Origin of the sequence: Thermanaerothrix solaris (assembly GCF_032334255.1) — a bacterium.
Classification (GTDB): Bacteria; Chloroflexota; Anaerolineae; order Anaerolineales; family Anaerolineaceae; genus Thermanaerothrix; species Thermanaerothrix solaris.
In genome coordinates, this window is record NZ_JAUHMF010000001.1 from 1,083,369 (window position 1) to 1,093,848 (window position 10,480).

9 protein-coding genes are annotated in these 10,480 nt (G+C 54.0%); 5 read left to right on the forward strand and 4 right to left on the reverse strand.

The features are described 5' to 3' along the window. Positions 1 to 107 precede the first annotated feature (107 nt). From QYE77_RS04850 to QYE77_RS04870, 5 genes are all read left to right on the forward strand, one after another. Positions 108 to 1,910, forward strand: coding sequence for an ABC transporter substrate-binding protein (locus QYE77_RS04850; protein ID WP_315624249.1), 1,803 nt, complete (start codon positions 108 to 110; stop codon positions 1,908 to 1,910). Between the two features lie 125 nt (positions 1,911 to 2,035). After that, positions 2,036 to 3,034, forward strand: coding sequence for an ABC transporter permease (locus QYE77_RS04855; protein ID WP_315624250.1), 999 nt, complete (start codon positions 2,036 to 2,038; stop codon positions 3,032 to 3,034). Further along, on the forward strand, positions 3,031 to 3,882 hold the full coding sequence (locus QYE77_RS04860; RefSeq protein WP_315624251.1) for an ABC transporter permease: 852 nt from the start codon (positions 3,031 to 3,033) through the stop codon (positions 3,880 to 3,882). Before QYE77_RS04855 ends, QYE77_RS04860 begins: the two co-directional genes overlap by 4 nt. A 3-nt stretch (positions 3,883 to 3,885) precedes the next feature. Continuing rightward, positions 3,886 to 4,848 carry an ABC transporter ATP-binding protein gene (locus QYE77_RS04865; RefSeq protein WP_315624252.1) on the forward strand — a complete coding sequence of 321 codons (963 nt, stop codon included), beginning with the start codon at positions 3,886 to 3,888 and terminating at the stop codon, positions 4,846 to 4,848. Beyond that, the gene (locus QYE77_RS04870; protein ID WP_315624253.1) at positions 4,841 to 5,845 is read left to right on the forward strand and encodes an ABC transporter ATP-binding protein; all 1,005 of its coding nucleotides are present in this window, start codon (positions 4,841 to 4,843) and stop codon (positions 5,843 to 5,845) included. The genes QYE77_RS04865 and QYE77_RS04870 overlap by 8 nt, the downstream gene beginning before the upstream one ends. A 54-nt stretch (positions 5,846 to 5,899) precedes the next feature. Here QYE77_RS04870 and QYE77_RS04875 read toward each other — a convergent pair whose 3' ends face one another. The 4 genes from QYE77_RS04875 to QYE77_RS04890 are packed head-to-tail and all read right to left on the reverse strand — an operon-like array spanning position 5,900 to position 10,474. Continuing rightward, positions 5,900 to 6,943, reverse strand: a complete 1,044-nt coding sequence (locus tag QYE77_RS04875; RefSeq protein WP_315624254.1) for a quinone-dependent dihydroorotate dehydrogenase — start codon at positions 6,941 to 6,943, stop codon at positions 5,900 to 5,902. After that, positions 6,940 to 8,367 (reverse strand): orotidine-5'-phosphate decarboxylase, encoded by a 1,428-nt coding sequence (gene pyrF / locus QYE77_RS04880; RefSeq protein ID WP_315624255.1) that lies wholly within the window; start codon positions 8,365 to 8,367, stop codon positions 6,940 to 6,942. Before pyrF ends, QYE77_RS04875 begins: the two co-directional genes overlap by 4 nt. Next, complete coding sequence (gene pyrB / locus QYE77_RS04885; protein WP_315624256.1) at positions 8,367 to 9,356, reverse strand: aspartate carbamoyltransferase; 990 nt, start codon at positions 9,354 to 9,356, stop codon at positions 8,367 to 8,369. The genes pyrF and pyrB overlap by 1 nt, the downstream gene beginning before the upstream one ends. 53 nt (positions 9,357 to 9,409) lie before the next feature. Beyond that, on the reverse strand, positions 9,410 to 10,474 hold the full coding sequence (locus QYE77_RS04890) for an amidohydrolase family protein (protein WP_315624257.1): 1,065 nt from the start codon (positions 10,472 to 10,474) through the stop codon (positions 9,410 to 9,412). Positions 10,475 to 10,480: the final 6 nt, after the last annotated feature.

Below are 10,480 nucleotides of genomic sequence, written 5' to 3' on the forward strand. Positions count from 1 at the left end.
TTAGCCAGGAGGAGATGTTCATCACGAGAAGTCCATAAAATTTTCCATACTTCATCTCAATCCAAATCCCTATATGTTCGTGAATTGGAAGAAAGGAGAAAGGAACCATGCGTAAGCTTGCCCTATCTGTCTTCACTGTGCTGATCCTGGCCAGCCTGCTTCTGGCGGCTTGTGGACCAGCAGCCACCCCCACCCCCGAGAAGATCATTGAAACCGTGGAGGTTGAGAAAACCGTCATTCAAACCCAGGTCGTTGAGGTAACACCCACAGGCCAAGCCGCCCCAACTACCTACCCCCGCAATGAAACCATCTACGTTAGCGGCGCCGCCTGGGGGCCCCCCTCCACCTGGAACCCCTTCCAGCCGGGAATGTTGGCCAACGCCACCGGGACCATTGGGTTCGTCTATGAGTTCCTGTTCAACTACGACCCTCTGACGGATAAGTTCATCCCCTGGCTGGCCGAAAAAGGCGAGTGGACCGACCCCACCACTTATGAAGTTACCCTGCGCAAAGACCTCACGTGGAGTGATGGTCAGCCCTTGACCGCCGAAGATGTCAAGTTCACATTGGAATTGGGTAAGAAATATCCCGCCCTGTGGTTCTCCCCACTTTGGACCAATACCGGTTTGACTGATGTCACCATTGTGAATGACACCACGCTCAAGTTGACCTTCAAAGACCCGCTCTACCAGGAATGGGATAACTACCTCTTTAACCTGCCCATCGTTCCCAAACACCTGTGGGAGAATCGCACTGAAGAAGAAATTACCACCGGTGCGAATGAAAAGCCAGTTGGTTCCGGCGCCTATCTGTACCTCACCCACGCCGAGGATCGCAACGTCTGGGTACGTAACGAGAACTGGTGGGGAATCCCCATCTTCGGCAAACCGGCACCCAAATACATTGTGGACATTCGCGTGTCGAGCAACAACGTTGCCCTGGGCATGGTTGTCAAGGGCGAACTGGACCTGAGCAACAACTTCCTCCCCGGCATCGCCACCCTGGCCGAGAAGGGCTACGTCAAGACCTTCTATGAAAAAGCCCCCTATATGCTCTCGGCCAACACCGCGGTGCTCTTCCTGAACACCAACAAGAAACCCATGGATGACCCGAAGTTCCGCCGCGCCCTTGCCTTCGCGATTGACGTGCCCTCCATCGTTAACGTGGCTTACGCTAACCTGGTCAAGGCCGCCAGCCCCTCAGGTTTGCTCCCTACAATGAGCAAATATGAGGATCAGGAGGTCATCGCCCGCCTGGGTTACACCTTCGACACCGCCAAAGCCAAGCAAATGCTGGCCGATGCCGGTTACAAGGACGTCAATGGCGATGGATTCGTGGAAGCACCGGACGGCTCCAAGATTGAACTCCAGGTAACCTGCCCGAACGGGTGGACCGACTGGATGGCCGCCATTGACATTATCGCCTCCAGCGCGCAGGCCGCCGGGATCAATATTCAGGCTGCCTACCCCGATTACGGTGCATGGAACACCGCTCTGCAAGGTGGCACCTTTGACATGACCCTCAATAACTGGGCTCAGATGAGCAACACCCCCTGGACGCTCTACAACTTGCTCTTCCGGCACCCAATCCAGGAGCAGATGCAATCCGGCAACTTTGGGCGCTATGTTAATCAGCAAATGTTCGATCTGGTAGATGCACTAGCCCGAGTGCCAACCACAGATGAAGCCGGAATGAAAGCCGCGACCAGCAAAATCCAGGAACTCATGCTTACCGAGATGCCCGTAATTCCGCTGTGGTATAACGGCCTATGGGCACAGTGGACGGAAACCACCTGGACCAACTGGCCCAATGAGAAGAACCCGGTCTCACTGCCTACCACCTGGTCCGGTTACTGGCAGATGGGCGGTCTGCAAACCCTGATCAACCTGAAGCCGGTGGCGCAACCTTAAACTAAAGCGCCCGCGGGATGCCGCTTCCCGGAGTATGGGAAGCGGCATCCCAACCTAATGTTTTTACCTCAAAACCATTTTTACCCACTAAAATTTTTTTACCCTCACTCCCCCAGGAGCCCGTCATGCGACGGTATTTGACGCGTAAAATCCTGATTTATATTCTGACTTTTTTTCTCGCGGTGACAATTGATTGGCTCATTCCACGCTTCATGCCTGGTGATCCGATTCGAAACATGTTGGCGCGCGTCTCAGTGGCTTCCAATGCCTCAGCCATCCAGATGATGTATGACTATTATGCGCGCCTGTTTGGGCTTGATCTCCCCTTGTGGCAACAATATCTCAATTTTTGGAAAGCGCTATTCCAGGGCAACCTGGGCATTAGCACGTATCTTTTCCCCACCCCGGTCATTGATGTTCTAAAGCGTGCGGTGCCTTATGACGTGTTCCTACTTGTTCCATCCATCCTTTTGGGGTGGTATGCGGGCAATCATTTTGGGGCTATTGCGGCACGCTCTAAGCGCCTGGATAATTTCATCCTTCCCCTTAGTTACATCTTGACAGCCACGCCCTATATGTGGCTGGGCATTCTATTGGCCTGGTTTTTTGGGATTGTCCTGGGATGGTTCCCCATTGCTGGAGCCTATAGTTTCTCCTTACGCCCAACCTGGTCTTGGGGTTTTCTACTTGATTTGCTTCACCACTGGTTCCTCCCGTTTGCTTCTCTCTTTATAATCGAATTTGGGGGATGGGCTATCGGTATGCGTAATATGATCATTTATGAATTAGAGGCTGAATACTCACGTTATTTGACCGCCTTGGGAGCCCCCAAGCGTCTGATCCGCAAATATGCGTTCGACAATGCGATCCTGCCCCAAATTACCGGCTTAGCGCTTAAGTTGGGGGTGATTGTGGCAGGCGCCTTGGTCACCGAAGTGGTTTTCTCCTATCCAGGAATCGGTTATCTCCTCCTGGCCGCGATTCAAAATCAGGATTACTTCCTGATCCAGGGCTGTTTTCTCTTTATTATCCTTGGCGTCTTAATGGCTAATTTTATGATTGATATCGCCTATCTCGTAGTTGACCCGCGAACACGTAGGGGCATGGTGGGAGAGTCGGCATGATTAAGCGGAGCGAGCTCCTCTATTTCACATTGCGCAACAAAAAACTGGTCATCGGGAGCACGATTATCCTGGCATTCCTGCTCTTGGCATTGATTGGACCAACCTTTGCCCGATACCAGCCCATGGACTATGCCAGCCCACTAGGTGCTGAGCCCCCTTCCGCAAAATACTGGTTTGGCACGACCTTTTTCGGGCAAGATGTCTTCTCACAGTTCGTTCATGGCCTACGGGCCACATTTATCGTTGGCCTGCTGGGGGGTGGTCTGGGCACCCTGATGGGCATGCTTATCGGCTTCACCGCCGGTTATCGCGGTGGAATCCTCGATGAGATCCTTAATGCCTTCACTAACATCGTGCTTGTAATTCCTACCCTGGCTGTTCTGCTGATTATTGCCGCCTATTTACAAGTACGCAGTCTGCTCATGGAATGTCTGTTCATCGGGTTAACGGCTTGGCCTTGGGCAGCTCGTGCCATTCGGGCGCAAACGTTCTCCCTCCGCTCCCGCGATTTCGTAGATCTGGCCCGATTGAGCGGCATGACTTCTCTAAAGATCATTCGCGATGAGATTGCGCCCAATATGATGTCCTATTTGGTGCTAGTCTTCATCCTGCAATTTGGAGGGGCTATTCTCACCGCTGCCACCTTGGACTTTATCGGCCTGGGTCCAACCAACACGATCTCCCTGGGGCTGATGATGCAATATGCCGTCCTGTGGGGTGCCTTGCCCCTGGGAATGTGGTGGTGGTTTATTCCTCCTGGCTTGGCGATTACAGCTATCGTCGGAGCCCTTTACAGTATGAACGTGGGACTGGACGAAATCTTTAATCCCAAATTACGTGAGATGTAAACCATGGCTTTAAACGTTGAAAATTTGACAGTTTACTACCAAACCCTGCGTGGGGATGTTCACGCGCTAGAACACGCAACGTTCCAGATCACCGACGGCGAAATCATGGGTTTAGCGGGCGAGTCGGGGTGCGGTAAGACAACCTTGGGGCACAGTTTGATTGTGCTCTTTCCACCGATGAAATATATCACTGGGCGTGTGCTACTGGATGGGGAAGAGTTACCTATCTGGGACGCCGAAAAGATGAACGCCTACCGATTCCGTAAAGTTTCTCTGATCCCCCAGTATGCCATGAATGCAATGAACCCCATCCGCAAGATTGGGAAAATGACCCAGGAATTGCTCGAATCGCGAGGGGTAGATTTCAAAGAAGTTCTACCGGAGTTGAAACGGCGGCTAGATCTCGTCGCCTTACCTCATGATGTCCTCAACATGTACCCCATCGAACTTTCTGGAGGTATGAAGCAGCGCATGGTCATGGTGATTTCCTCCCTGCTCAACCCCTCTCTTCTTATTGCGGATGAAATTACTTCAGCCCTGGATGTCGCAACTCAAAAAGCCGTGGCCGAGATGCTGGTGGAATTCCGCGACCGCCAGTTTGTCAACAACCTAATCGTGATCACACACGACATCTCGGTCTTGTACCAAATTGCCGATACCATTCTAATTATGTATGCAGGAGTTCTGGCCGAAAAAGCTCCTACGAAATCTATCATCGAATCTCCGCGTCATCCCTATACGCGATTGCTCATCTCATCCTTACCTGAGGTTGGGGTACGCCACGCTGAAAAGCGGTTGCAGGGTATACCGGGTAACCCACCTTTGCTCTTGAACCCACCTTCAGGTTGTCGCTTTCGTGATCGCTGTCCTCTGGCTTTTGAGCGCTGTCTGGAAGAGCCACCGTTTATAGAAGTAGAGAAAAATCACTTTGTGGCTTGTTGGAAGGAGTTTGAGCCCCATGCTTAAGCTGGATAATGTCTCCAAGGTTTACCGCGTTGGTGCTTTCGGAGGTAAAGCCCTTTATGCCGTTAATAACGTAAGTTTTGAGGTTCAGAAAGGCGAAGTGGTCTCGCTAATCGGCGAAAGCGGGAGCGGCAAGAGCACGATTGGCAAAATGATATTGCGCCTACTTAATGTGACTGACGGCAAGATCACTTTTAACGGGACGGACATTTCAACCCTTGAGGGTGAGGCATTGAAAGAGTACTACCGACAAGTGCAAGGGGTCTTTCAAGATCCGTTCAGTTCCTACAATCCCATCTTCAAGGCTGACCGAATCTTTAAGGTCCTTCACGAAGAATTTTTTCCAGAAGTACCAGGAGCGGAATGGCAGAAACGGGTCGAACACGCCCTTTCCTCGGTGGGACTGAACCCCATGCATGTCCTGAATAAATATCCGCACCAACTCAGTGGTGGGCAATTGCAACGTTTCCTTATTGCCCGCGCCCTGCTACTTGATATTCAGTTTCTGGTCGCCGATGAGATCATCAGCATGCTTGATGCCTCAACCCGTATTGACGTGCTCAACTTGCTGGCCGATCTCAAATCACGCGGGCTTTCCATCTTGTTTATCACCCATGATCTCTCGCTGGCTTACTATATCAGCGAGCGGGCTGTGATTCTTTATAAGGGCTATGTGGTCGAACAAGGCGCCGTCGAGAGGATATTTCATACCCCTTTACATCCTTACACGCGCATGCTCATGGAGTCCGTCCCGCGCCTGGATCGCAAATGGGAGAAAGGAGTCACCCTCTTAGAACGCAAAATTGAGGAATTTCGCAATGGGTGTCCTTATTTTGAACGGTGCCCGGTCGCCGAGAAACTGTGCGCCGTCTATCGCCCTCCCCTGATCGAGGTAGAGACCGATCATGCGGTCGCGTGTATACACTATCAGTCCTCCTCAGAAGTGCAAAATCCGCTCGACCTGGTTCCCCAGAGCACCCGTCCGACAAGCTCCATGTAACCAGGAAGCTTCCGCACCCCCAAAGTTGGGGTGAAACCTTACGCCCTACCTCGGCTAATCCCCTATCCGCAAGCCGTGATCGAGAATACGCTTGACCAACCCCGGACCTTCATAGATCAGGCCGCTATAGAGTTGGACCAGCACAGCGCCAGCATCCAGTTTCTCCTGCGCTTGATATGGCCCCATTACACCACCGCTGGCAATCACCGGCACCCTCCCTCCGGTTCGTTTCACTACCTTGCGCACCAGAGAGGTATTTAGATCATTAAGCGGCAAGCCGCTCAGGCCACCCGTCTCGCCGGCCAATGACGAGTGCAAACCACCCCGCTGAGTGGTGGTATTGCTCACAATCACACCATCCATTCCGCAACCCAGGATCGCCTCTAAGGCCGCATCCAAAGCCTCATCATCCAGATCCGGGGCAATCTTAACTACAAGGGGAATGCGCCGCCCCAGGTTTGGTACCTGGGCATCCCGTGCTTCGGCCAGAGGGGTCAACAAAGCCTCCAGCATCTGACGCTGTTGCAACTGGCGTAGCCCAGGAGTGTTCGGCGAACTGACATTTATGGCCAAGTAATCGCACAAGGGGGCAAAGACCTGAAACAAGTAAAGATAGTCTTGAACTGCTTCTTCAAGCGGTGTCTGCCGGTTCTTACCGATATTGACCCCAATCACCACACCTGCAGGACGCTTTCCTCTCAATTGCCGCGCCAGAAACTCGGCCCCGCGGCTAGGAAAACCCATCCGATTTATGATGGCTTGATCCTCCACCAACCGGAAAACCCGGGGCAGAGGATTACCGGATTGAGGGCGAGGGGTCACCGTGCCCAGTTCCAGGTGTCCAAACCCCAGGCATGCCAACCCTCGCCAGGCCAAGCCATCCTTATCAAAACCAGCGGCTAAACCCAGTGGATTACGGAATGACAGCCCCATAACGCGTACCGTTGGTCCCTGCACTCGGGGCTGAAACCACGCCCTCAGCACGGAACGAGTGATCGGGTTGCTCCCCGCCAAACGCAAAAGCGCAATCACCCCGTGGTGCGCCGTCTCGGGTGGAAGCCGAAAAATCAAAGGACGAAGTAACGCATAAACGCTCATGCACGCCTCAGGAATTCGCGGACCTCTGCAATCTTTTCTCCAGGAATGCGCCCGGTGCTCTCCCAATAGTCCAGAAGTTGGCTCAGGGTAAGAACCGCATGCAGGCGATACCCCGCCGCTGAGAGCGCTTCAGATGCACCTGATTGACGATCTATCAACACTACCACATCCTCAACCACCAACCCTGCTTGAGTCAGGCGTTCAATCGCTTCAAACTTGCTCCCCCCGGTGGTGGCTAAGTCATCAATGACAACAACCCGCTCCCCGGGGCGAAACTCCCCTTCAATCTCAGCCTGAGTGCCATAAGCCTTAACCTCTTTGCGCGGGTAGATCAACGACCAGTTGCCCAACAGGCTTATCGTCGTGGCAATTGGAAGTGCTGCATAGGGTAGCGCTGCCAAGCGATCAAAAGAAAGGGTGCGTAATACCTTTAGATAGGCGCGGCTGACCTGTGACAACACTCTAGGGTAAGACACCAATTGGCGTAGATCAATATAGATGGGAGATTGCAAGCCGGATTTGAGGGTAAAGGTGCCAAAACGCACACACCCTGCTTCTAAGAGGGCCTCAGCCAACGCGGCCCAATCAGGTGAAAACGGAGGAATAGCAACCCGCGAGGCCAGGACTGCTTCGTGTTCCTGACGCAACGAAGCGACCAGGTCCAATGCTGCTTGGCGCGGTGATTCCGCCCGTGAGATTGCCCGCGATACCGGGATTAAGATCCCTAAACCATCTGCCCGCAGCCCGGCGCGCAAGGTCGCTGCCAGGTCTCCCCCTTGCACCCCTACACCTGGCGCCAGGAACCAAAGGTCTGGCGCCAGGCGGCGCAAGCGGGCTAGGGCTTCGGGGTAGGTAGCACCCACCACCAGCCCAATGTTCCCCTGGGTGTTCCATTCTTGCGCCTTTAGTGCTACTTTCTCATACAGCCTCAAATCCGACTCCCCGTCACCCAATGGCAAATCCTGAAAGTCCACCGCACCCGGGTTAGACGTCTTACATAGTAGGAAAACTCCGCGGTCAGGGTAGCGCAAGAAAGGCTGTAGGCTATCATACCCGAGGTAGGGATTGAGGGTAATGGCATCCACGCCCAAGGTTTCGAACGCTGAGCGCGCGTAAGCCTCGGCGGTAGAGGCAATATCACCGCGTTTAGCATCTAGGATAACCGGAATGCCCTCTGGAATGCTGGAAATCACCTCTTTGAGCACCTGCCAGCCTTGCGGGCCCAGGGCTTCAAAAAAGGCAGCGTTGGGTTTGTAGGCCAGCGCCAGATCCAATGTTGCCTCGATCAGGCGCTGGCAAAACATCTTTGCAGCTTCTGGCGTTGATGCTGCGAGGTCTTGAGGATGAGGATCCAAGCCCACACACAGCAGTGAGTTAATCTTGCGCGCCCTGTCTTCGAGTTGAGCGAAAAAACCGCTGTTCATCAGGCCTTCCCCAACACCATTGCTAAAAGCGCCATGCGAACATACAGGCCATATTCGACCTGACGGAAATACGCCGCTCGCGGATCTTGATCCACTTCCAGTGCAATCTCGCCCACCCGGGGCAAGGGGTGCATCAGGATCATCGTCTTTTTGGCCGCCTGCATGATCTCGGGCGTGATGACATAGGCATCTTTCACCGACTCATACTGCTGTGGATCTTCAAAGCGCTCTTTCTGCACCCGCGTTACATAAAGGACATCGGTTTCGGCCAAGACCGGCTCCAGTGAGGTGTACTCAAACTGAGGTGTTCCCGTGGCCTGGATTTCGGCAATAATCTCGGGGGGCATGCGCAGGATTTCCGGCGAGACATAGTTGAGTTTGACATTATAAAGCGAGAGCAAGCGCGCCAGAGAATGCACCGTGCGCCCATATTTCAGGTCACCCAACATGGTTACCGTAATGTGATCCACCCGCCCCAATTCCTCCTGAATGGTGAACAAATCAAGCAATGCCTGGGTCGGGTGCTCACCTACGCCATCGCCGGCGTTAATGATCGGCTTGCGGGCATATTTTGCGGCCAATGCAGCGGCACCGACTTCGGGGTGGCGCAAGACAATGACGTCCGCATATGCTTCCAGAGTGCGCACAGTATCAGGTAGGGACTCCCCCTTAGCCACCGAAGAGTAACGCACTTCGTTGATCGGGATCACACTTCCACCCAGGCGTTCCATGGCCGCAGTAAACGAGGCCGAGGTGCGGGTTGAGGGTTCATAGAAGAGATTGGCCAGAATCTTGCCTTTCAGCAAGTCAAACGTACCGATGCGCCGCACCATCTCCGCCATTTCATGCGCCACACCAAAGATATATTCCAGGTCGCTGCGATCAAACTGCTTGACCGAAAGGATGTCCTTCCCATACCACGAGGCATTTTTGTTTTCGCCGAACGGCAGGTAGGGACTTTTTTCGGAATATGGGGTATACGTTGCCATTTCTCACTCCTTTGGGTTAGATTTTTGAATGTGGACTCTGGGCCCAACTTACTTTACATGGCATTAGCACGGACATTGCGACCAAAACCCGGCACAGCCAGCACTTTACCATCCCGATAGACCTCGGTCCCACGCAACACAACCCGCATTACCCGCCCTCGCACCCGCCAACCCTCGAAGGGCGTCCATCCGGCGCGAGTTAACAAATTCTCACCCCGGATTTCCCAGGTGCTCTCAGAATCCACTTCTACCCATGTCTCCGGTTGAGCGGGCAAGCGAAAAATGCGCTGGGGATTGACGTAATAACGTCGAATGACATCCTCAAGCGTCAGACGGCCCTCTGCCACGGCCGTCAGCAACAACGGCAAGGCGGTCTCCAGGCCGGGGAAGCCCGGGGGAGGGGTGTTGCCATCTTTTTCCGCCAAGGTGTGGGGCGCGTGATCAGTGGCAAAGCAATCAATGACGTCCAGGTTATCCCACAGCGCCTGCCGGTCACGCGGGCTGGCCAGCGCTGGGCGTACCTCAGCCCGTCCCTGACCAAGCGCCGGGATATCCTCCTCGCTCAAAAACAGGTGATGCGGTGTGACCTCACATGTTACTTTGAGTCCGCGTTCTTTGGCGGCCCGAATGATAAGAATCTCTTCACGGCGAGAAACATGGCAGAGATGAAGTGGTCGCTCAAAGAATGCGGCCAAAAGGATCACCGCCGCCAGCGTACGTCCTTCGGCATGGACGGCCAGGGGCATCTCATACGGCCAATGAGCCAGGTGCGCCATCCAGTCCGTCATATCGGCGAGGCGCAGGGGGCCGTAGGTATGATCAAGATACATTTTCAACCCCGCCGTCTGCGGTGCCAACTCGGCCGCGATGGAAGCGTTTTCCGGAGTCGCGCCTAGATATTGGGCATAATCGCACACCGCCTTCTGGCGTGCAGCTTCTAGCGCCAGGTTTAGGGATTCCGCATCGGTTATCGGCGGCTGGGTATTGGGCATCGCCAGAACCATCGTTACCCCACCCGCTAGCGCTGCTGCCGTTCCACTATACCAGTCCTCTTTATGAGTAGCACCGGGCTCACGCATATGAACGTGAGGATCAATGAAACCAGGTAATTGCACCATTCCCGC

Bases quoted from the DNA above. Each gene is read 5' to 3' on its own strand.
- QYE77_RS04890 (WP_315624257.1), bottom strand. From the start codon at position 10,474: ATGGTGCAATTACCTGGTTTCATTGATCCTCACGTTCATATGCGTGAG.
- QYE77_RS04855 (WP_315624250.1), top strand. From the start codon at position 2,036: ATGCGACGGTATTTGACGCGTAAAATCCTGATTTATATTCTGACTTTT.
- QYE77_RS04870 (WP_315624253.1), top strand. From the start codon at position 4,841: ATGCTTAAGCTGGATAATGTCTCCAAGGTTTACCGCGTTGGTGCTTTC.
- QYE77_RS04865 (WP_315624252.1), top strand. From the start codon at position 3,886: ATGGCTTTAAACGTTGAAAATTTGACAGTTTACTACCAAACCCTGCGT.
- pyrF (WP_315624255.1), bottom strand. From the start codon at position 8,367: ATGAACAGCGGTTTTTTCGCTCAACTCGAAGACAGGGCGCGCAAGATT.
- QYE77_RS04860 (WP_315624251.1), top strand. From the start codon at position 3,031: ATGATTAAGCGGAGCGAGCTCCTCTATTTCACATTGCGCAACAAAAAA.
- pyrB (WP_315624256.1), bottom strand. From the start codon at position 9,356: ATGGCAACGTATACCCCATATTCCGAAAAAAGTCCCTACCTGCCGTTC.
- QYE77_RS04875 (WP_315624254.1), bottom strand. From the start codon at position 6,943: ATGAGCGTTTATGCGTTACTTCGTCCTTTGATTTTTCGGCTTCCACCC.
- QYE77_RS04850 (WP_315624249.1), top strand. From the start codon at position 108: ATGCGTAAGCTTGCCCTATCTGTCTTCACTGTGCTGATCCTGGCCAGC.